The sequence below is a fragment of the Leclercia sp. GLN_9 genome (genome assembly GCF_043105735.1).
Classification (GTDB): domain Bacteria; phylum Pseudomonadota; class Gammaproteobacteria; order Enterobacterales; family Enterobacteriaceae; genus Enterobacter; species Enterobacter adecarboxylatus.
The window spans coordinates 239,489-258,854 of the sequence record NZ_JBICLV010000004.1 but is presented as its reverse complement, the minus strand read 5'-3'; the positions used below and the strand labels follow the sequence as shown (position 1 = coordinate 258,854).

Genomic DNA, 19,366 nt, shown 5'->3' with positions numbered 1-19,366 from the left:
GAGTCCCTTAGCGATGGCCGTACACACGTGGTCGCGTGTAATAATCAATTAACGGTACGGTGATGTTCGCCAGCAGAACCGCAAAGGCCACGCCGTCCGGGTAGCCGCCAAAGCTGCGGATCAACCACACCAGCAGACCGGCCAGAGCACCGAAAATCAGACGCCCACGGTTGGTGGTGGAGGCCGTCACCGGATCGGTAAGAATAAAGAACGCCCCCAGCATGGTCGCGCCGGAGAGCAGATGAAGTTGCGGTGACGCCAGCGATTCCGGCGAGAAGGCCCAGCCCAGCCCGGAACAAATTGCCAGGGTGACCAGGAAGCTCATCGGGATATGCCAGCGGATCGCCTTTTGCCACAGCATAAACAGGCCACCGGCAAGGTATGCCAGGTTAACCCACTGCCAGCCCGCGCCTGCCAGCACGCCGCTGTAAATCGGGTACTGCATGATCTGCTCCACGCTGTGACCGGCGTGCAGAGAGGTTTTAAAGGTATCGAGCGGGGTCGCCTGGCTGATACCGTCCACGCCCATGCGCAAGCTGTTCATATCCGCGCCTGTGGCGGTATGGCCAGAGAAAATTACTTGCAGGGCATCCATAAAGCCAGGCACGGTGGCCGCGATCTCATGCGGCGGTAGCCAACTGGTCATCTGCACCGGGAAGGAAATCAGCAGCACCACATAACCAATCATTGCCGGGTTAAACGGGTTATGCCCCAGGCCGCCATACAGCTGTTTGGCGATGATCACCGCAAACACGGTGCCGAGCACCACCATCCACCATGGGGCGAACGGCGGGATACTGATGGCCAGCAGCAGGCCGGTGAGCAGGGCGGAGTTATCGGCCAGGATCTTACTTACCGCCATCTTACGCAGTTTGAGCACCAGGGCTTCCGCCGCCAGCGCGCTCGCACAGCCCAGGATTATCTGGAACAACGTCCCCCAGCCAAAAAACCAGAACTGAACGGCAATGCCCGGCAGCGCGGCCAGGCAAACCAGCATCATAATGCGCGATGTCTGGCGCCGGTTGTGGGTATAAGGGGAGCTTGCGATTCTGAAAACCATTTAATCCTCGTTAACTGCCTGCTGTGCGGCTTTCTTCGCCTGGACGCGCGCAATGGCGGCAGCAACTGCCGCTTTGCGTGGATCGTCATTGGCTGCCGGTTCTTCTTCATGTTGTGCCGCTTTACGTGCTTTCGCACGGGCAATGGCGGCTTCGACCGCGGCTTTACGCGGATCGACCGGTGTCGGTTCTACCTGAATTTCGTCCTGCTGCGCGGTTTTACGGGCTTTGGCGCGGGCAATAGCAGCCTCGACGGCCGCTTTACGTGGATCGACCGGTGCCGGTTCGGCCTCAACCTCGTCCGGCTGCGCGGCTTTGCGGGCTTTGGCGCGGGCAATAGCTGCCTCTACGGCCGCTTTGCGCGGATCGACCGGTGCCGGTTCGGCCTCAACCTCGTCCGGCTGCGCCGCTTTACGGGCTTTCGCACGGGCAATGGCGGCTTCAACGGCCGCTTTACGCGGATCGACCGGTGTCGGCTCTACCTCGATCTCGTCCGGCTGCGCCGCTTTACGGGCTTTCGCACGGGCAATGGCGGCTTCAACGGCCACTTTACGCGGATCAACGGGTGCCGGTTCGGTCTCAACCTCGTCCGGTTGCGCCGCTTTACGGGCTTTGGCGCGGGCAATGGCGGCTTCAACGGCCGCTTTACGCGGATCGACCGGTGTCGGCTCTACCTCGATCTCGTCCGGCTGCGCGGTTTTACGGGCTTTCGCACGGGCAATAGCGGCTTCAACAGCCGCTTTACGCGGATCAACGGAGGTCGGTTCTACGTCAGTCTCGTCCGGCTGCGATGTCTTACGGGCTTTAGCGCGGGCAATAGCAGCCTCGACGGCCGCTTTACGCGGATCCGCTTCTGGCTGTGCGGCGCCGGACTGGGCCTTCTCGGCCTGACGGGCACGAGCCTCTGCTTTACGCGCTTCGCGCGCGGCAATGGCTTCGCTATTGTCAGGGCGCTGACCCGATGGGATCACCACATCCTGAGCGGCGGTGGCTTTCTTCTCGCGAACACGAGCCAGGGCGGCATTAATGGCGTCCTGATCTTTCGCCGCAGGCTGAACCGCTGCTTTTTTATGACGTTCTTCGCGGGCGGCTTTTTCTCGCTCCAGACGCAGCTGGCGGGCTTCAAAGCGTGCTTTGGCCTCGGCAGCGCGTTTCTCTTCCTGGGCGATGGCGTAAATCTCGGCCTTTTCGACGCGGAAATATTGCACCAGCGGAATATTGCTCGGGCAAACCCAGGCGCAGGCACCGCATTCAATGCAGTCGGCCAGGTTATGGGCTTTTGCTTTGTCGTGGACCTGACCTTTGCTGTACCAGTAAAGCTGCTGGGGCAGCAGATCCGCCGGACAGGCATCGGCGCAGGCGCTGCAGCGTATGCAGCCTTTCTCTTCCTGTTCCTCGCCCATCTCGCTGACGGACGGGGCCAGCAGACAGTTGGTAATTTTCACCACCGGGACATCCAGCCACGGCAGGGTAAAGCCCATTAGCGGCCCGCCCATGATCACCATCTGCTCCGCGCTCGGGCAGAACCCGGCCTGGTCCAGCAGGTGACGAACCGGTGTGCCCAGACGCGCCCAGACGTTGCCAGGGCGGCTGACGGCTTCACCGGTGAGGGTAACGACGCGCTCAGTGAGCGGCTCGCCGTCAACGACCGCACGTTTCACTGCATAGGCGGTGCCGACGTTCTGCATGAGCACGCCGATGTCAGACGAGCGGCCGCCGTGTGGAACCTGCTTGCCTGTTAAAATTTGGGTCAGTTGCTTCGCGCCACCGGAGGGGTATTTTGTCGGGATCACCCGCAGGCTGATATCATGACTTCCCGCCAACACCGCTCGCAGCATTGAGATCGCCTGCGGCTTGTTGTCTTCAATACCGATCAGCATTTCCTTCGGCTGTAAAACATGGGCGAGGATGCGAATACCTTCAACAACTTGCGCTGCACAGTCCTGCATCAGACGATCGTCGGCAGTGATGTAAGGTTCACATTCGGCGGCGTTGATAATCAGAGTCTGAATCTTGTCGCCGCCGCCCTGCAGTTTGGTGCCGGTGGGGAAGCCTGCGCCGCCCAGCCCGGCGACGCCAGACTGGTGGATACGGGCGATCAGCTCTTCGCGGCTGTGGCTACGGTAGTCGCTCCAGCCGTCGCGTTCGATCCAGCGATCTTCACCATCAGCGTCAATCACCACACACAGCTCAGACAGGGCAGAAGGGTGGGCTACCGTGTGCGGAGCAATCGCCGTTACGGTACCGGATGTGGGGGCATGAACTGGCAGCATACGCCCGCGGCCAAAGGTCAGCGGCTGGCCGCGTAACACAGTGTCACCGACCTTCACGCACAGCTCACCCTCAGCACCGATATGCTGTTTAAGAGGGATAACAAAACGGTTAGCCAGCGGGATCTGGCGCAGCGGCGTACCGCTGGACTGGGTTTTCATTTCGGGAGGATGAATACCGCCGTCGAAATCCCAGATCTTCTCTTTTCTGAAGGCAGAAAATAACTTAAGCATGTTGTTCCACAGGAATAATGCGAACCGGAATGGTTTGAAGATCCCATTTCCAGCTGTCGGTCGTTGTCGCTACCGGGCGTAACTCAATGCACTGGGTCGGGCAGGGGGCAACGCAGAGGTTGCAGCCGGTACACAGATCCTCAATCACGGTATGCATGGCGCGCGTGGCGCCTACGATGGCATCTACCGGGCAGGCCTGAATGCATTTGGTACAGCCGATGCAGTTTGGTTCATCGATCACTGCCAGCATACGAACCGGCTCCTGCGCACTTTCGTCACCGTCAACCGGCTGCGGATCGACGTTCAGCAAGGTGGCAATCTTCAGCATCACCGCTTCGCCGCCAGGCGCACAGCGGTTAATTTTCTCTCCGCCGTTACCTACCGCCTCTGCGTACGGGCGACAGCCGGGATAGCCGCACTGCCCACACTGGCTTTGCGGCAGCAGCTCATCAATTTTCTCAACGATCGGATCGTCCTCAACCGCGAAGCGGCGCGAGGCGTAACCGAGAATGATGCCAAATAGCAGCCCCAGTACGCTGATGGCTGCGATGGCGATCCAGATTGCATTCATTACAACTTCACCAGACCACTAAAGCCCATAAAGGCCAGAGACATAAGACCGGCGGTAACCAGCGCGATGGCGTTACCGCGAAACGGTGCCGGGATATCGGCGGCGACCATGCGTTCGCGGATCGCCGCAAACAGGACCATCACCAGCGAGAAGCCGACCGCAGCCGAAAAGCCGTACAGCGCCGACTGCAGGAAATTGTGCCCAAGGTTAATGTTGAGCAGCGCCACGCCGAGCACCGCACAGTTAGTGGTGATCAGCGGCAGGAAGATGCCGAGCAAACGGTATAACGCCGGGCTTGTTTTGCGCACCACCATTTCGGTGAACTGCACCACCACCGCGATAACCAGAATAAAGGCCAGCGTGCGCAAATAGGTCAGGCCAAGGGGGAGCAGGATCCATGTGTCAATCCACCAGGCACAGATCGAGGCGAGGGTCATCACGAAAGTGGTTGCCAGCCCCATCCCCATTGCTGTTTCCAGCTTTTTGGACACGCCCATAAACGGGCACAGGCCAAGAAACTTCACAAGAACGAAGTTGTTTACCAGCACCGTGCCGACAAAAAGCAGTAAGTAATCGGTCATTTTTCAGCCTGAGATAAAAAAGCCCCCTATTATCGGACAAGCCGCGGCAGGCGACAACAGGTTAACTGTAAGGTTATTACGGGTTCACAAAGGTGTTCTTCACGCGTGCCGAACGCTTAAAGTAGGGCACAAACAGTGCAGTCACCAGCAGGGGGAAGAGTAACTGACGCACCGCCAGCGCATCGGAGACGGGCGAAAACGCAAAAGCTTTAATAGCCAGTAATACAGAAACCAGTAGCCAGATAATATAGTGTTTCGGCACAGCCCGACGGCGTTTAAAAAACGCAATGGTTAACCAAAGCGTGTAGTACCACATGGCAATCGCAAAGGCGAAAGAAATAAACCACATGACAATATTACTGGTATTTTGCGCGCCCAGCGTTTTTAACGCGTGCGGCGACGTTAACGCCGTAGAGTAAAGGACGAGTGCCAGCGAAGCGCTTAATAATGCCATTAGCAGCCAGGCAAGCGGAGCCAGTAACCAGCCGCCAATTTTTTCTCCAGCCGTTGTGGTCATGTTCTCTCCCGAAGTCAGCGTAACAGTGCAAACTGCAAATTTGCAGGGGCGAGAGTATATAACATTTCCCGGGAATGGCTACCCTCTTATAGCACGTAACGCCACACGGACTTAGGCACTTCGCCAATGTTGAACAAACGCCCGCCAGAGACCAGTTCAGCGCGGCGATGATCTGCGGCGCGGTACATGCTGATAATCTCCTGGTTATCGCTCAGACTGTAGTTCAGATGATCAAACAACTTTTCCAGACTTTCGAGAGAATTAATTTTGCGAAATTTTAATAAATAGTCCTGAACGGTCATATTAATAATTTTCCATATTAAGAAGGAGTGATACCAAAGAAGTAATTCGGTCGAATAGTAAACGGAACAAAAAAGGCGTAAACATTTGCCGAAGCGTAGCGGCAAAAATAAGAATTTTCTTTACATGGCAAAATCAGGCGTCGGTCGACGCCTGGCGATGAAGGTTAACGCTGTTCATGACGGCTGGCAATATGCAACTGACATCATATGTCACTATTTTTGAGCAGTGCATGCGGCTTGGCTTGATTGACACTATTGACCGGTTCCGGCGGCTGGTAGTTGTCGATATGGCTGGCGATGCCCAGCAATATCACCGACACGCCCAACACAATCCATCCGGCTAACTCGATAATTCGATTAATGATTGTCGTCATGATTCGTTATTTTGTTTTATCCATAAATACAGTTTAAGAATTTTACAGCGCAGATTGCCGCCCGGCAAGCGCTTTGCAGTGTTGTTTTGCGATTGTAATCAGCTAGTTATAATTGTTAATCAGAAATTACTGATTGCATATATCGCCCCGAGGCGCAAAACCCAGTTTTAACCTATTGTGACCAGAGTAGAGATAGTGTGAAATATGTGTGTCAAAAGAAGAGAGGCGACGTCATGAACGACAAAATCCGTGTTGGATTAATAGGTTATGGTTATGCGAGTAAAACGTTTCATGCTCCGCTAATTGATGGCACGCCAGGGATGGAACTGGCGGCAATCTCCAGCAGCGATGCGAGTAAAGTGCATGCAGACTGGCCGACGGTGCCGGTAGTTTCCGAGCCGAAGCATCTGTTTAACGATCCCAATATTGATCTCATCGTCATCCCTACGCCCAATGACACTCACTTCCCACTGGCTAAAGCAGCCCTGGAAGCAGGGAAGCATGTGGTGGTGGATAAACCTTTTACCGTGACACTGTCACAGGCCCGGGAGCTGGACGCGCTGGCGAAAAGCCTCGGGAAATTGCTCTCCGTGTTTCATAACCGCCGTTGGGACAGCGATTTCCTGACCGTGAAAGCGTTGATCGCTGACGGGTCTCTCGGAGAAGTAGCCTTCTTTGAATCGCATTTTGATCGCTTCCGTCCGCAGGTACGCAACCGCTGGCGCGAGCAGGCGGGTCCGGGCAGCGGCATTTGGTACGATCTGGCCCCCCATCTGCTTGACCAGGCCGTTAACCTGTTCGGTCTACCGGTGAGTCTGAACGTCGATCTGGCCCAACTGCGCCCTGGCGCACAGGCCACGGACTACTTCCACGCTGTGCTGAGTTATCCGCAGCGTCGTGTGGTACTGCACGGCACCATGATGGCGGCGGCAGAATCGGCTCGCTATATCGTGCATGGCTCCCGCGGCAGCTACGTGAAGTTTGGCCTCGACCCGCAGGAAGATCGTCTGAAAAATGGCGAGCGTCTGCCGCAGGAAGACTGGGGGTACGACATGCGTGACGGCGTGTTGACCCGCGTTGAAGGCGAAGAGCGTGTAGAAGAGACCTGGCTGACGCTGCCGGGTAATTATCCGGCCTATTATGCTGGTATTCGCGATGCGCTGAACGGCGACGGTGAAAACCCTGTTCCTGCGAGCCAGGCGATTCAGATTATGGAGTTGATTGAGCTGGGGATTGAGTCTGCGAAACACCGCGCGACCTTGTGTCTCGCTTAAAAAAGTAAAGCCCGGCACTGCCGGGCTTTTTCTTATCCGCGTGCGACCTTGTCGCGCAGCGCCTGCTTCTCCGCAGGGGTCAGGAAGGCCATCTCAAGCCCGTTGATCTGCGCCTGGCGTATCTGCTCCCGGCTCAGTCCAGCCAGCGAGGCGGCAACCGTATACTCGTGAATAATATCCACGCCCTGAACCGCCGGATCGTCGGTATTCAGCGAGGCCATCACCCCATGCTCCAGGAAGGTTTTCAGTGGATGCTGCGCCAGCGTCGCCACGGTGCTGGTCTGAATATTGGAGGTCAGACAGGATTCAATCCCGATACGCTGCTCTGCCAGGAAGTCCATCAGAGCCGGGTCTTCAACCGCCTTCACCCCATGACCGATACGCTCGGCACCTAACTCGCGAATGGCCTGCCAGATGCTCTCCGGGCCTGCCGCTTCACCGGCATGCACGGTGATGTGCCAGCCAGCATCGCGGGCGCGGTTAAAGTGAGAGAGGAACAGGCTGCCCGGGAAGCCCAGCTCGTCACCCGCCAGATCCACAGCGGTGATATGGTCGCGGTGCGCCAGCAGCGCCTCAAGCTCCTGCAGGCAGGCGTCTTCCCCGAAGGTGCGGCTCATGATGCCAATCAGACGGGCCTCGACGTTGAAGGTCTTGCAGCCCTCACGCACGCCAGCAATCACCGCTTCAACCACGCCTGCCACCGGCAGTTTATGGGTCATCGCCATGTAGCCCGGCGAGAAGCGCAGTTCGACATAGTGCAAACCGTTGCGCGCGGCATCTTCGATATTTTCAAAAGCGACGCGACGACAGGCGTCCAGCGAGGCCAGAACTTTTACCCCCCAGTCGAGCTTGCTCAGGAAACTGACCAGATCCGGCTCGTTTTCCGTAACCTGCACATGTGGGATCAACGTCTCCAGGGTTTGTGCGGGCAGGGTTAAATTATACTGACGGCCCAGGTCAAGGATGGTCTGGGCGCGGATGTTACCATCAAGGTGGCGATGAACGTCAGTTAACGGGAGGGTGGTATCAATCATGGTCGCACTCTTTATTAGTAGAAGTGCGAGCCATTATACTACAGTTAATTAACCTATTAAAAATGCTGAGAAATTCATGCATTTGCAGAATGAAAGGGGCATATAGGGGGCAATTAACCTAATTTGCTGTTTAAAAACTCCACCTGATCCCGGTCCTTATCACACATCCATTTAGAGTAAACCTTATACACCATACTGGCATCAGTATGCCCCATCTGGCTGGCGATGAAAGAAGGGATCGCTCCTGCAGACAACAACCAGCACGCGTAAGTATGGCGAGACTGATAAGGCACACGGCTGCGTATTCCCGCTTTTTTTAGTCCCTGCTTCCAGCTATAGCCCAGCGCGTTTTTTGAATAATAGGGATTTGGAACGGCAAATTTAATTACGGGACGAAACACAAACCGTACGTGCTGCTGATCAGTGCTCGCATACGCACGATGGTTAAATGTGATTTCTGTCGTCTGGTCTGCACCGGTCAGATGGAACTGATCTCTTAACGCTTCGAGGGCTGGCTCCAGCAATGTGATTGTGCGTTCTCCGGCGGACGTTTTGGGCGGCCCGAACTGATCATAGTTGTTCAGATTCCGACTGACGTGAATTTTTCCATTGACCAGATCAACATCATCCCATCCAAGTGCGCACAGTTCCCCATGACGAAGACCAGCGTAAAAGGCCAGTTTCCATAAGTTAACAACTGAAGCCGGTAACACCGAAATGAATCGCTCGTATTCTTCCATCGTGAATGGATCCGGTGCTTTCCGCGGCCGTTTCAAAGAAGGAATATCTTCAAAAGGGCTGTTGGTAATAATGTGGCTACGTTTGGCAAATTTCAGCATGGCGCAAAGTGTGCGGATTTGCTCGTTTACCGTAGCCGGGGCACGGCCCGTTTTATTCAGATGTGGCACAACATCATTGCGTACATCCCCCAACAACAACTCCTTGCGGTATTTCAGAATGTCGATCTGTTGAATATCGGTGATCAGGGTTTCGCTACCAACGATCCGCAGCAGAATCTTGATGATGGAATGCATGTTCCGCGCTGATGCGTAGGACATTTCCAGCTCTTTGGTTCCGCTGTATTCATCACAAAGTTCCTGGAAGGTACTAATCCTCAACGTAGTTGAGAATTTTTTTGCTGCCTTAGAACCAGGAAACTGCAGGCCATAATCGAATATCCCCATCTGGATATCACTGGTGATCTTCGCTCTGAGCTGGCCTGCTTTTTTGAGGTTGGCGTTCGTCACCAGCCAGCCTTTAAGCGTTTCCCGGCAACGAACCCCTCGATAAATGAACCATATCCGAATCTTGCCATTGTGAATTTCAACACCCGTTGGCGCCACGTCACTGCTCCTGAACGAAACTGTTTATCTTTGGGAAGTTGTACCAAAGTGTCGCCCGCGGAGAGTTGTTATCTCCTTCAGTCTGGGTTACACGCTTAAAATGAATACCTTCGATCCAGCGATGAGCGCGGTAGCAGGTTACCTGCCGCTTTGAGAGTCCCGTTCTCTCACACAGCTTCGCCTCAACCACCCACTCTTCGTTAAAAATCACCTGTGCCATCTTTCACCTCAGGTAACCGACATCATTATAAAGATGCCGGTTGTTAAACATTGATATTTCAATATCAGGCGATCTGCCCGGGTAAGGATCGTAGGCGGCGCATGCCGGTCATTGCCGTGGCCACGTAGCTCGCTTTCCGGTTCACCACCTCCACCCAGACCTTCACTCCTTCCACCCTTACCGTGTACGTCTCTTTCATCCGGCTGCGCCCGTAGTTTCCGTACCGCTCTTGATGGGCCGCCAGGGCGATTTCGCAGGCCTGCCGCGCCAGCGGTGACTGTGTGCTGCGGTTAATCAGTCGCATGGTCATCTCCTTCGATACGCTTAAACTCGATCACCCAGACCCACGGGTTGGCCTGCCAACCGTCGTCGCCGTAGATGCTTTTCCATAGGCTACGAAAGCCAAGAAAGTGCTTATCACCAATGACGCAACATTCAGTCGGCGCGCCTACAGCTTTTGCATCCTCTTCACTGATGCCGTTCATCCGCTCGACCCGCACATTTGTAATCTCCAGCAAAATACGGCTGGCCCAGCGCGGCATGTGGATTGATGGGGTCCACCTCTCAACCACCGCCGGTTTGTTGCATTGCTCAATTGGCACGCGGTGTGTTTGTTGAGTCCAGCTCTGCTGCTCACTGGCTTTATAAACCAGAGTGGCAAGGTCAGTTGCCCGGCTATGTACCCGGAACGTCTCGCGCACCCAGATGCGATCGCTTGGCTTACCGAACGGACTATTCCAATAGTTGCCCGCCGCCAGCTCTCCGGCCAATTCGTTGCCTGCTAACTCACAGCCCATGTTCTTATCGATTACCGGGAATTTAACCGGGCGCCGGGTCTGCGTCTTTCGGCCGCCCAGGATCGCCCGCACCATCTGACCGTTAAAAATCATTCCGCGCTCAGTCATTCCAGGCCTCCAGCTCGTTCTCAATTTCTTCGTCGATCTCGTCGTTGGTGGCATCCTCATTGAGATAGCTCAGGGCTTCTTTCCGATACTGCTCACGACGTTCGTCATACCAGGCAGAGAACTCTGGCGACCAGCCACGTTTATCCTGCTGAAAGTCCACTCTGGCATTATCTTCGGCCATGCGTTCAACCATGCAGTCGGCAGTAATCAGGCCGCACTCTCGGATGTATCCGCGCAGATGGTGCTTGCGCCACCATGGGCTATATTTCGAATCGCAACGGCTTTTGAACTCAACTTCCCAGCGGCGGATACAGCGTGCATTTAGTGATTTGCTCATCTCGTTACCGGGAGGGCGAACCCTCCCGCCTCCCTTAGGCCACGTATTCCGGTTTCATATCTGCCAGGGTGATGCTGAACTTATCGTGCAGATCGTCGCCCAGATGACGTTTTGCCGACGCCAGCACGCGTTCAGCTTCCTCGAAGCGCTCGGCACCATCCGGTTCGCCGGGCTGCGGCAGGGAGTTAATTGCCGCCTCGACCCGGTTATACGCATCCACCAGGTGGTAACGCTTCACGGCCTTGTTTTTCAGCTCGGTGTACAGGGCAGAACCCAGCGCATTTTTGGCGCTTTCGATATCGGCCCGAACTGCTTTGGCGTTATCTACGCCCTGAGCTGCCTCAATGCGATCCCGGAAATCATCAGCCATAGCGTCAATGTTGGTGGCTGATTCCTGCGCGCTATGGGTTGTTGTTACAGTGTCACCAGGGATGTCAGCTAAGTTAACGCGCTGCGGTGCCGGATTGATCTCCTTCTCGGTACGTGGCTCAACTTCATCCGGGCTGTAGACGCCGAGGATGACCTCAGGGCAGTACAGGCGCGCCCAGTACTTCACCGCGAGATAGGCGATCTGCTGCTTGGGTGCCGTTTTCCACAGTGGGGAGTTCCGGGTGGTAATGTCAGCCAGGTAGATGTTCTCGCCCCAAGTGATATCCGTCTCGCCGCGCAGGACAGCGCCAACCCGGACAAACAGGCCCAGCTCATCGCGGCCGTCTTTCTTACCGGCGATCTTTTCCCAGTCGCCGCCGTATTCGTAATGGAAACGGCCCACTATGGCGCTTGAACTGGAGATAACTGCGTTTACCAGCTGCGCTTCGTAACCCAGAACGCCGTTAACCAGGTGCGTTTTCTGGGCGACCGCGTAAGGATTCATGCCCCACTGCATGGCCTGCATGACGATCGCCATGCAGTCGGCTGGTTTACCTGCCAGGTGTTTCGGTACAGTCACGGCAGACTGTGCCATCAGTTCAGCAAATGCTGTCAGCTGGCCGAGTGCCTGCACGTTGAATACTGCGTTGCTGGCAGAAATGGTGTTTGGAGTCTGTTCTGCGGCGATAATATTGGTGTTTTGCATTGTCATTCTCTCCATTAAGCCAGGCGCAGCGCTTCAAGGCGGCGCAGGTCGAAGTCGTTCAGTTCGTCGGTGTAGTCTTCGGTGATCGGCGCTGGCCACACGCCAGTGTCGAAAGCGTTAGCGATGCGATTCATGGTCTGGCGATACTCGAGCATGCCCAGCTCAATCAGTTCTTCGCTGGCCTCAACGATGGCGATCCAGTGATAACCCTCGTCTTTGTTAACGAAAATCCAGAAGAACTGGTCCAGTGCAGCGGTCTGCATGTACATGGCCGCGCTGAGGTGGTAATCGCGGTCGATGATTTCGCGGTGCAGGCGGGCGCGCAGGCCGGACTGCTTCACGTTCCACATGCTGATGGTTTTCAGGTCGGCCCCGATGCGTACGGCGTCGATGTCGATTTCCAGATCCGGGCGCACGCGGATTTCCAGCCCGGTCTCCTCATCGATACCTAAATAGCTCGTCTCAACAGCGCGATCAGGGTGCAGCAGCAGCTTGCCGGCGGTCGGGTGCTCATGCAGCGCTTTCTGAATGGCCAGCGCTGTTTGCATCTGCTGCTGGGTCACCAGAATCTTGTCGCCCGGGTTCTCGCGCCACGCATCCAACAGTTCGTCAGCGAATACCGCATCCGGCTTAACGGACTTCACCGCCTGGATCATCTCTGCTTTGGTGCCGGACACTTTCAGCGGTGCAGGTTTCTGCGCTTCCTGTGCCACCAGGTCAGGGTTGATGATCGCCAGCTGCTCGAGGAGCGCATCACGGCTACCGCTGGTTTTAACCGGCGCGGGCAGGGTGGCGTTGTGCTCTTTGATGCAGGCTTTCATCGCGGCAGCAGTCTGTTTCTGGTCAGCCTCAATGCGCTGGAATTCAGCTGGCAGCGTCATATAGCTCTGCGCTGTTTCCTCCAGGCTGCCGCCCATCGGCACCGGCGCGGGCAGGGTGGCGTTGTGCTCTTCCAGCAGCGCCTTGATGTCGTCAGCACTCAGCTGTGCTGGCAGGCTGGCGTTATGCGCATCGATAAAGGTGCGCAGGGTCGCCGCGGTGGTGAATGCCCCTTCCGGGATCACCGGCTCCACGCTGAACTCCTCATCGAGGTTTTCCGGCTGCAGCGCCAGCGCATGCACCAGGTTACCCATATCCAGCACTTTGGAGCCTTCGCGCGGGATGGTCTTGGCGACGTGGCGCGCGTTGAAGTACATCAGGCTGACGCGGGCATCTTTCACCTGGGTCGAGCTGATCCCGTTCGCTGCGTGATAAACGTTATTCGGCAGACCCTCATAGCGGCCCGGTTCGAAGTACGCCGGGTATTCGGCTACTGGTTCGGCCTGATGCGCTTCTGGCTCGATCTGATTCACTTCTGGTGTGTTTTGATGCGCAGAATCGTCATCCTGATGCGCATTTTCCGCATTTTGGTTCACATCGGCCTGTTCCTGGTTAGCCAGGCACGGCGCTGCGGCGGCCAGAACCTCAGCCGCACTCAGGGCATCTGTTTGCGGATCAGCTGCATCAGCGCTTTCGCCTGGTGGAACCGCGTCACCAGTTTCTCCTTCCTGCAGGTTAGTCTCTTCCATCTGCACATCGCTGGTGGTCTCCGTTACTGTTTCCGTTTTTTCGACTGCATTTGAGGGGGTATTGATGACCGGGTCAGCATTTCTACCAATAAGGTTATCGATAGAGAATACGCCGCCGCCGAGGTTGGCGACCTGTGGCTGGCTGGTAGCAGTCAGGTCTTCTTTAACCCACTTCGGATCGACTGGGTCACTGATGCCGTCAACGAACTCGCCGCGTTCCGCAGCTAACTGCTGATCGACAAAGTGGCTATCAATCTCATTCTCCGCAGGTTCGTCAGTAACAGGCTGAAGGGCCACTAACTCAGTTGCAGCATTGAATTCAGCCGTCATCGTCCGGTTCACGAACTCCAGATGCGCGGCTGGCGTCAGGTGGATATTCTCCGGCGCGATGCGAACCAGGTTAAAGATGGCCGCGCGGTTGACAGCCAGAACGCCTGGCTGGTTGCGCAGGATTTTGCTCCATGATTTCCATGGTTCTTCTTTTTTCGCGACAACCTCTTTGGCGCGGCGGTGAATGCTGCCGGGGATTTCCAGATGGTTGAAGTCCATCGGCAGAAGGGCGCAGGCGATCTCCAGATCGAGGGTTTCCAGGGTGTGATGCGCATCTGCGCCGCGGTCAGTTACATACCCGCCGTCGGCATTGGTGCCTGCGTCAGTGCGTTGCACGTGGCTGATGCGGTTACCTGCGGCCCATTCGCGCGTCAGGATCCCGCGGTCGATATAGGGGGTGGCCACCCAGGCCTTAGTGAACTGCAGCAGCAGCGCCAGTTCATGGCGTTTATCCATGCTGAACACTTTGCGAATGGCAGTCGTATAGCGCCACAGGTCTTTGGTATCGAAAGCCTTAATCTCAGAGCAGCTTTCAGCAGCAAGCAGAAGCGTCTGGACATAGCTGTTGTCGGTATCCATCTCCAGTGCATACAGTTCCGCATGTTCACCGCGGGTGACATGATGGCGCAGTTCGTCCACCGTCAGTTGAGCCAGCAGTTGCTGACGGAACGGCAGTTTGCATACTGGATAACGAGTAAACTCATCACCGGTTTTATGGACCCGCAGGCCATTCTCATACCAGTAATCAGGCTCATCCCTGGCCGGGAGCTTTCCACTCTTCCAGTCTTCAGCCAGCTGATTGCGATCACCAGCTTCAGCCTTAATCCAGCTCGACATGAAGACGGCAAGCAGTGCAGGGTCGTGTTCTTTGTCCTGCGGGAAAACGTCTTTGATGGCCTGCACCAGCTTCCACTCAGCATGCAGGCTGAGATCGCTAATATCAGCAACGTCATTTTTGGCCTTCAGGAGACACTGGAAGTAAACATTCCCCTCATCGCTCGCCAGTTCGTTGGCGACGATGTGCTGCTCCTGGCTGATTTCTGAAAGGTATTTGTCACCCAACAGATGAACGGCGAAGCGGACAGCCGGGGTGCGATTTTCAAGCTGGGAGGTGCTGCCCACCTCTGCGGTATCAGTGGCGGTTACCGCCGCGACCGGCTGATTCTCATCGCTGGTGGTGCTGTCCGGGACGGTGGTGGTTTCGCTCTGAGATGCGGCGTCGGGGATCACGTTCCAGGTGCGCTGGTCGTCGGCCAACTGATAGCGCTTACAGAACTCGAAGCAGACGACACCTTCTTCTGGCAGGTCGTCAACAATCGGCATATCGGTGCGTACAGGCTTGGCGTAGTCCTTACCGCGCCCAGTTTCGATGTCGGCGTCTTCCAGCGCGACATCGAGCGTCAGGGCGGCGCGCGCTGCACTTTTCGCAGTGAACCAAATCACCGCATCTTTCTTGCCAGACTTCTGACTGGCCTTAAGCAGATGGAAAAATTCCATGTCAGATCCTCATTTTTGGATGTAAGATCCCCGGGCCAGAGATAGCGCCCATTGGGTGTGTTTTTGGTTTTGGTATAAATTCCGGTGTAACTTTGGTCGGTGGCACCGGACGTAGACCCCGCCTTGCGCGGGTTTTACGTTAGGCTTCGTGGGCCATCTGGTCGTACGAAGCGCAACGCTTGGAGCAATAATCGAGTTCTTCGCGCGCCAGCTGGGCGCCGCGGATGAAGAGCAATACGTTTTTAACTTCTTTGTCTTTCTCGATTGGTTTGCGGCAGTACGCGCATGTCTTCTGCATCATCATCTCCTCAGAACTTAACCGTGGTTTCCGCTGGAACTTCGTCACTGCGAACGATCCGTTCAACCGGGTAGCAATCCCCTGAAACCTTCTGTTCGATAGCGGCCTGCTCGCATTGCTGCTGACTGTCATAAACATCGAGAACGACATCCTGGAATTCACCATTGGTCATGCCGATGGTCAGGACGAGAGCGAATAAGGTGCCCATCAGTGTGTACCTGCCGGAACCAGATGCGGTTCAATATTGCGTGAGGCATACGGTCGGCGGATGTGGCGCAGATTTCCCTGCGGTTCGTGCCAGTACATGCCTTCGCTGTAGTTAAAAGAGACCAGCCATGCTGCGCCGGTACGCTGATTACGCATTGGAACGGCGCGACCGCTGTTTGGTACTGCTGGATTAATTTTCATCTCAATCACCTGTTTGCCCTTGTCGCCAGGCTGGCGGAACATTTCTTTAACCTGACAACGCTGCGCTTGTTGTCGATGTAGAAACATTACAAGTTTATCTAGAAGCTGTAAAGGTGATTTATAGAAAAACTTTAAATTGAGGTCGTGCGAATTGACGCACATGTGATTGCGTTAAAGAATTTTTAGTTCGAAATGTTTTTGATGATATCTGCTACATCGCCCTTAAGAAGGTCGAGTTCCTTTAAAACGCTTTTCGCGTGGACGATCAGACGATTCTTTTCTGCTTCAGGCATCTGGTTGAATAAAGCCAATAACGCCTGCTCTTTGTCATCCAGTGGGGTAGAACGCGCTAACTCTTCCAGTTCATCTGCAGTTGGCTCTTCACCGGGAGGAAGAAAGAACCAGTGTCCCGGCTTGCCTGTCGCAGCTGAGAGGCGCTTAAGGCGCTCACCTCTTGCAGTGGTGTCGCCTTTAGACCATTGATGTGTCGCTTGTGGGCTAACCATGACTCTACGGGCCAGCTCTGAAAGGTTCCAGCCAGTCTGCGCAAGTACTTGGTTAATGCGGAAGGCAAAGTTCTTATTTTCTTCTTTCATGCAATCCATTTTACAAACCTACCTTGTAAACATCACTTCAAGACTTGTTCAAGAAAAACTAGAAATGCTTGAAGGTTGAATGTATAGTTTTCCTTGAAACGAAAAGGAGAACCCATGAACCCTGAATTAAAGCGCCAGATCTGCACACAGATGAGTCAAACAGACATAGCTATTGCGCTTGGAACTACACCGCAAACTGTAAGCCTATGGTTGAGCGGGCAGGTGCCAGCGAATCGCGTAATCCCTCTCTGTAAGGTTCTTGGGTGGAGCATTACGCCGCATCAGTTGCGTGAAGACATCTACCCGAACCCCACCGACGGTTTACCAAAGGAGGAGCATTAACAATGCAAACACTTTCTTTTCAACAGAATACCAGAGCGCCGACAGAGCGCCTGACATTCCAGTTTCAACAAGATGAGAGGGATAGCCAAAAGATTGATCACCGTGCCATCTGTTCTGCCGTTCGCGCCTGGGCAGCAGCAGAGGGGCGTGTGGCTGTAGCCCTGGCAATCAAAGAGGCGGTTGAAGAGGCGGTGCTGGTAGGGATCGACACCAGCTGCAATGCCGATGTGTGGAATGTGAAGCTGTTTCGATGGCTGGATAACAAGGAGAAGTCTCCAGTCTACCGGGCGAACGTCGAGCAACTGGAGCCGGTCATCATTTCGGTTTTGCCGCTGGCGTACCGGGATCGGGTTGTTAAGCACGATAGCTTCGCGCTTCGCATCGCCAAGTCGGTGAAAGAGGATGCCGAGGCCATTCAGGCAGTCGTTCTCAAAGCCCCCAAACAGGAACGCTGGAAAGAGATCAGCGAAAGCATAGTTGCTAAGTACCTGCTGGATGGACCGGATTCAGTCGCGCCAATTATGGCGATGGTCACGACGATGCTTGGAGGTGCGATTTGACGAGTTCTAAAAAGGCGAAAGCCGCGGTGCGTGAACACCAACGGCTTTCAAGTGCAAAAACTGTGCGTAATTGCGGAGGTGAGTATGTCAAATACCGCTGAGATATTCAAATTCCCCGTTCCAAAGCAGGAACAACAGGAGAGCCGCATGGCTGATCTGGAAAATGGCTATCTTCGTTTAGCCAATCAGATCCAGGATGCCCTGTGTATCGTTGAGCCAGCGCTGAAAGACGGCGTCAGCATCGTCGATTAAATCGAAAGGAGCCATAAATGGCAGGTAATACCCTTACTGGTCTGATCCCGACCATCTATACCGCGCTGGATGTAGTATCCCGCGAGCAAACCGGTTTTATCCCTGCAGTTTCGCGTGACGCCAAGGCAGATGCAGCTGCTAAAGACCAGATTGTGCGCGCACCAGTTGCGCCGCCAACCAAGACCGAAGACATCATTCCAGGACCTTCAGCACCAAATACCGGTGATCAGAATATTACTGGCGTAGATGTCACCATCACCAAAGCCAAAATGGCCCCGGTCAAATGGAACGGTGAAGAGCAACTGGCTCTTGGCCCGGCAGGTACCTACAACACCATTCTGGCTGCACAGTTCCAGCAGGCATTCCGCGCACTGGCGAACGAAGTGGATGCTGATCTGGCTGCATTGTATCTGAACTCCTCCCGCGCAGTTGGTGCACCGAAAGATACTCCTTTCAGCATCAAAGACGATCTGTCCGATGCAGCGCTGGCTCGTCAGATCCTGACCGACAATGGTGCGCCAACTACTGATCTGCGTATGGTGCTCGGCGGCGAAGCCATGGCGTCCATCCGCGGTAAGCAGTCCGTATTGTTCAAGACGAACGAGGCTGGCACAGACCAACTGCTCCGTGAAGGTGTCATTGGCAAAATCATGGGCTTCAATCTGCATGAGTCCTTCAGCATTAAGCGCACAGCGAAGAGTAATGCTGCGGGCTATAAGGTCAATGGCGCCAAGAAAGAGGGTGACATTATTGTTGCTATTTCTGCGGGAACTGGAGGTATTGCAGCCGGTACCGCGGTGAAGTTTGATGGTGATGACAACCAGTATCTGGTTGTGGCTGCTACTTCTTCCAGCATCACCATCAGCTCTCCGGGCTTGCGTCAGGATCTTGCAGATCAGGCTGCGGTCACTGTGCTGAGTGAATTCGCGCCAAACATGGCGTTTGACCGCGGCTCATTCCTGCTGGCCAGCCGTACTCCGGCGATGCCGGAAGGTGGCGATACTGCCGACGACGTGATGAACGTGACCGACCCGAAATCCGGCATCACCTTCCAGGTAGCTTTGTACCGCCAGTACCGCCAGGTGCGTTACGAGGTCGGTCTGGCTTGGGGTGTTGCTGCTGTGGCACCACGTCACTCCGCCATCATCATGGGCTAACCGCTGGGGCTTCGGCCCCTTTGTTATTCAGGAGGCCCAATGGCCGGATTGACCAAAGAGCAGCGCGAACAGCGTGAGGCTGAAAAGCTTGCCGCGCAGAATGGCGCTGAACAAACTCCTGTCCAGCAGGACCAGCAGGGTATTGAGTTGGTGGTGATGGTGCGTGATGCGCCCGAATTCCCCGGCGGCCCGCTGAGCGCTGAGGTTCACCCTGACGAGGTGGATAACTGGCTGGCGCTGGACTGGCGTCTGGAGGACTAACC

The 19,366-nt window shown here is 55.4% G+C and carries 24 protein-coding genes and 1 pseudogene; 6 read left to right on the top strand and 19 right to left on the bottom strand.

Going from position 1 to position 19,366, the window contains the following annotated elements:
- Positions 1-7 precede the first annotated feature (7 nt).
- From rsxD to blr, 7 genes are all read right to left on the bottom strand, one after another.
- Entirely contained in the window at positions 8-1,060 is a 1,053-nt protein-coding gene (gene rsxD / locus ACF8PE_RS01260) for an electron transport complex subunit RsxD (RefSeq protein WP_204230964.1), read from the bottom strand.
- A complete protein-coding gene (gene rsxC, locus ACF8PE_RS01255; protein WP_392494324.1) occupies positions 1,061-3,562 on the bottom strand; it encodes an electron transport complex subunit RsxC in 2,502 nt (833 codons plus the stop codon).
- Entirely contained in the window at positions 3,555-4,133 is a 579-nt protein-coding gene (rsxB, locus tag ACF8PE_RS01250) for an electron transport complex subunit RsxB (RefSeq protein ID WP_032617851.1), read from the bottom strand. Before rsxB ends, rsxC begins: the two co-directional genes overlap by 8 nt.
- Positions 4,133-4,714 (bottom strand): electron transport complex subunit RsxA, encoded by a 582-nt coding sequence (gene rsxA / locus ACF8PE_RS01245; protein ID WP_032617852.1) that lies wholly within the window; start codon positions 4,712-4,714, stop codon positions 4,133-4,135. The genes rsxB and rsxA overlap by 1 nt, the downstream gene beginning before the upstream one ends.
- 76 nt (positions 4,715-4,790) lie before the next feature.
- Entirely contained in the window at positions 4,791-5,231 is a 441-nt protein-coding gene (locus ACF8PE_RS01240) for a DUF2569 domain-containing protein (protein ID WP_032617853.1), read from the bottom strand.
- Between the two features lie 86 nt (positions 5,232-5,317).
- Positions 5,318-5,533, bottom strand: coding sequence for a transcription modulator YdgT (gene ydgT / locus ACF8PE_RS01235; protein ID WP_032617854.1), 216 nt, complete (start codon positions 5,531-5,533; stop codon positions 5,318-5,320).
- A 203-nt stretch (positions 5,534-5,736) separates the two neighbouring features.
- Positions 5,737-5,895, bottom strand: a complete 159-nt coding sequence (blr, locus tag ACF8PE_RS01230; protein WP_051916144.1) for a division septum protein Blr — start codon at positions 5,893-5,895, stop codon at positions 5,737-5,739.
- 245 nt (positions 5,896-6,140) lie between these two features.
- On the opposite strand from blr, the gene ACF8PE_RS01225 reads away from it, so the two are divergent.
- Complete coding sequence (locus ACF8PE_RS01225) at positions 6,141-7,181, top strand: oxidoreductase (RefSeq protein ID WP_148569059.1); 1,041 nt, start codon at positions 6,141-6,143, stop codon at positions 7,179-7,181.
- A gap of 32 nt (positions 7,182-7,213) precedes the next feature.
- Here ACF8PE_RS01225 and add read toward each other — a convergent pair whose 3' ends face one another.
- From add to ACF8PE_RS01165, 12 genes are all read right to left on the bottom strand, one after another.
- The gene (gene add, locus ACF8PE_RS01220; protein ID WP_130588944.1) at positions 7,214-8,215 is read right to left on the bottom strand and encodes an adenosine deaminase; all 1,002 of its coding nucleotides are present in this window, start codon (positions 8,213-8,215) and stop codon (positions 7,214-7,216) included.
- A gap of 113 nt (positions 8,216-8,328) precedes the next feature.
- The gene (locus tag ACF8PE_RS01215) at positions 8,329-9,558 is read right to left on the bottom strand and encodes a site-specific integrase (protein WP_279868909.1); all 1,230 of its coding nucleotides are present in this window, start codon (positions 9,556-9,558) and stop codon (positions 8,329-8,331) included.
- Between the two features lies 1 nt (position 9,559).
- Positions 9,560-9,778: an excisionase family protein gene (gene xisR, locus ACF8PE_RS01210; protein ID WP_059308102.1), complete on the bottom strand. Its 219-nt coding sequence runs from the start codon at positions 9,776-9,778 to the stop codon at positions 9,560-9,562.
- A 64-nt stretch (positions 9,779-9,842) separates the two neighbouring features.
- Positions 9,843-10,082 (bottom strand): DUF4060 family protein, encoded by a 240-nt coding sequence (locus ACF8PE_RS01205; RefSeq protein WP_156654750.1) that lies wholly within the window; start codon positions 10,080-10,082, stop codon positions 9,843-9,845.
- Positions 10,069-10,683 carry a hypothetical protein gene (locus ACF8PE_RS01200; RefSeq protein ID WP_279868915.1) on the bottom strand — a complete coding sequence of 205 codons (615 nt, stop codon included), beginning with the start codon at positions 10,681-10,683 and terminating at the stop codon, positions 10,069-10,071. The genes ACF8PE_RS01205 and ACF8PE_RS01200 overlap by 14 nt, the downstream gene beginning before the upstream one ends.
- Complete coding sequence (locus ACF8PE_RS01195; protein WP_279868917.1) at positions 10,676-11,020, bottom strand: hypothetical protein; 345 nt, start codon at positions 11,018-11,020, stop codon at positions 10,676-10,678. The genes ACF8PE_RS01200 and ACF8PE_RS01195 overlap by 8 nt, the downstream gene beginning before the upstream one ends.
- A gap of 34 nt (positions 11,021-11,054) precedes the next feature.
- A complete protein-coding gene (locus ACF8PE_RS01190) occupies positions 11,055-12,095 on the bottom strand; it encodes a recombinase RecT (RefSeq protein ID WP_279868919.1) in 1,041 nt (346 codons plus the stop codon).
- A gap of 14 nt (positions 12,096-12,109) precedes the next feature.
- On the bottom strand, positions 12,110-15,490 hold the full coding sequence (locus tag ACF8PE_RS01185) for a RecE family exodeoxyribonuclease (RefSeq protein ID WP_279868921.1): 3,381 nt from the start codon (positions 15,488-15,490) through the stop codon (positions 12,110-12,112).
- A 139-nt stretch (positions 15,491-15,629) separates the two neighbouring features.
- Positions 15,630-15,794: a YdaE family protein gene (locus tag ACF8PE_RS01180; RefSeq protein WP_234548927.1), complete on the bottom strand. Its 165-nt coding sequence runs from the start codon at positions 15,792-15,794 to the stop codon at positions 15,630-15,632.
- Between the two features lie 4 nt (positions 15,795-15,798).
- Positions 15,799-15,996, bottom strand: a complete 198-nt coding sequence (locus tag ACF8PE_RS01175) for a DUF1482 family protein (RefSeq protein WP_032611886.1) — start codon at positions 15,994-15,996, stop codon at positions 15,799-15,801.
- A complete protein-coding gene (locus ACF8PE_RS01170; RefSeq protein ID WP_032611883.1) occupies positions 15,996-16,238 on the bottom strand; it encodes a hypothetical protein in 243 nt (80 codons plus the stop codon). The genes ACF8PE_RS01175 and ACF8PE_RS01170 overlap by 1 nt, the downstream gene beginning before the upstream one ends.
- A 140-nt stretch (positions 16,239-16,378) precedes the next feature.
- Complete coding sequence (locus ACF8PE_RS01165) at positions 16,379-16,792, bottom strand: transcriptional regulator (RefSeq protein ID WP_234548926.1); 414 nt, start codon at positions 16,790-16,792, stop codon at positions 16,379-16,381.
- A gap of 114 nt (positions 16,793-16,906) precedes the next feature.
- On the opposite strand from ACF8PE_RS01165, the gene ACF8PE_RS01160 reads away from it, so the two are divergent.
- The 5 genes and pseudogenes from ACF8PE_RS01160 (at position 16,907) to ACF8PE_RS01140 (ending at position 19,364) form a co-directional block, all read left to right on the top strand.
- Positions 16,907-17,134 (top strand): YdaS family helix-turn-helix protein, encoded by a 228-nt coding sequence (locus ACF8PE_RS01160; RefSeq protein ID WP_213841880.1) that lies wholly within the window; start codon positions 16,907-16,909, stop codon positions 17,132-17,134.
- A 2-nt stretch (positions 17,135-17,136) separates the two neighbouring features.
- A complete protein-coding gene (locus ACF8PE_RS01155; RefSeq protein WP_234548925.1) occupies positions 17,137-17,694 on the top strand; it encodes a toxin YdaT family protein in 558 nt (185 codons plus the stop codon).
- 78 nt (positions 17,695-17,772) lie between these two features.
- Positions 17,773-17,910: pseudogene (locus ACF8PE_RS01150) on the top strand (hypothetical protein); the annotation flags it as partial.
- A gap of 53 nt (positions 17,911-17,963) precedes the next feature.
- The gene (locus tag ACF8PE_RS01145; RefSeq protein ID WP_234548903.1) at positions 17,964-19,103 is read left to right on the top strand and encodes a P22 phage major capsid protein family protein; all 1,140 of its coding nucleotides are present in this window, start codon (positions 17,964-17,966) and stop codon (positions 19,101-19,103) included.
- Between the two features lie 39 nt (positions 19,104-19,142).
- Positions 19,143-19,364: a hypothetical protein gene (locus ACF8PE_RS01140; RefSeq protein ID WP_234548902.1), complete on the top strand. Its 222-nt coding sequence runs from the start codon at positions 19,143-19,145 to the stop codon at positions 19,362-19,364.
- Positions 19,365-19,366 lie beyond the last annotated feature (2 nt).

What these genes read in the sequence shown, in the direction of transcription:
- rsxB (WP_032617851.1), bottom strand. Translation starts at nt 4,133, where the DNA reads ATGAATGCAATCTGGATCGCCATCGCAGCCATCAGCGTACTGGGGCTG.
- ACF8PE_RS01165 (WP_234548926.1), bottom strand. Translation starts at nt 16,792, where the DNA reads ATGAAAGAAGAAAATAAGAACTTTGCCTTCCGCATTAACCAAGTACTT.
- ACF8PE_RS01190 (WP_279868919.1), bottom strand. Translation starts at nt 12,095, where the DNA reads ATGCAAAACACCAATATTATCGCCGCAGAACAGACTCCAAACACCATT.
- ACF8PE_RS01145 (WP_234548903.1), top strand. Translation starts at nt 17,964, where the DNA reads ATGGCAGGTAATACCCTTACTGGTCTGATCCCGACCATCTATACCGCG.
- ACF8PE_RS01140 (WP_234548902.1), top strand. Translation starts at nt 19,143, where the DNA reads ATGGCCGGATTGACCAAAGAGCAGCGCGAACAGCGTGAGGCTGAAAAG.
- ydgT (WP_032617854.1), bottom strand. Translation starts at nt 5,533, where the DNA reads ATGACCGTTCAGGACTATTTATTAAAATTTCGCAAAATTAATTCTCTC.
- rsxA (WP_032617852.1), bottom strand. Translation starts at nt 4,714, where the DNA reads ATGACCGATTACTTACTGCTTTTTGTCGGCACGGTGCTGGTAAACAAC.
- ACF8PE_RS01225 (WP_148569059.1), top strand. Translation starts at nt 6,141, where the DNA reads ATGAACGACAAAATCCGTGTTGGATTAATAGGTTATGGTTATGCGAGT.
- xisR (WP_059308102.1), bottom strand. Translation starts at nt 9,778, where the DNA reads ATGGCACAGGTGATTTTTAACGAAGAGTGGGTGGTTGAGGCGAAGCTG.
- ACF8PE_RS01195 (WP_279868917.1), bottom strand. Translation starts at nt 11,020, where the DNA reads ATGAGCAAATCACTAAATGCACGCTGTATCCGCCGCTGGGAAGTTGAG.
- ACF8PE_RS01240 (WP_032617853.1), bottom strand. Translation starts at nt 5,231, where the DNA reads ATGACCACAACGGCTGGAGAAAAAATTGGCGGCTGGTTACTGGCTCCG.
- rsxD (WP_204230964.1), bottom strand. Translation starts at nt 1,060, where the DNA reads ATGGTTTTCAGAATCGCAAGCTCCCCTTATACCCACAACCGGCGCCAG.
- ACF8PE_RS01205 (WP_156654750.1), bottom strand. Translation starts at nt 10,082, where the DNA reads ATGCGACTGATTAACCGCAGCACACAGTCACCGCTGGCGCGGCAGGCC.
- ACF8PE_RS01185 (WP_279868921.1), bottom strand. Translation starts at nt 15,490, where the DNA reads ATGGAATTTTTCCATCTGCTTAAGGCCAGTCAGAAGTCTGGCAAGAAA.
- ACF8PE_RS01160 (WP_213841880.1), top strand. Translation starts at nt 16,907, where the DNA reads ATGAACCCTGAATTAAAGCGCCAGATCTGCACACAGATGAGTCAAACA.
- ACF8PE_RS01155 (WP_234548925.1), top strand. Translation starts at nt 17,137, where the DNA reads ATGCAAACACTTTCTTTTCAACAGAATACCAGAGCGCCGACAGAGCGC.
- ACF8PE_RS01200 (WP_279868915.1), bottom strand. Translation starts at nt 10,683, where the DNA reads ATGACTGAGCGCGGAATGATTTTTAACGGTCAGATGGTGCGGGCGATC.
- rsxC (WP_392494324.1), bottom strand. Translation starts at nt 3,562, where the DNA reads ATGCTTAAGTTATTTTCTGCCTTCAGAAAAGAGAAGATCTGGGATTTC.
- ACF8PE_RS01175 (WP_032611886.1), bottom strand. Translation starts at nt 15,996, where the DNA reads ATGGGCACCTTATTCGCTCTCGTCCTGACCATCGGCATGACCAATGGT.
- ACF8PE_RS01170 (WP_032611883.1), bottom strand. Translation starts at nt 16,238, where the DNA reads ATGTTCCGCCAGCCTGGCGACAAGGGCAAACAGGTGATTGAGATGAAA.
- ACF8PE_RS01180 (WP_234548927.1), bottom strand. Translation starts at nt 15,794, where the DNA reads ATGATGATGCAGAAGACATGCGCGTACTGCCGCAAACCAATCGAGAAA.
- add (WP_130588944.1), bottom strand. Translation starts at nt 8,215, where the DNA reads ATGATTGATACCACCCTCCCGTTAACTGACGTTCATCGCCACCTTGAT.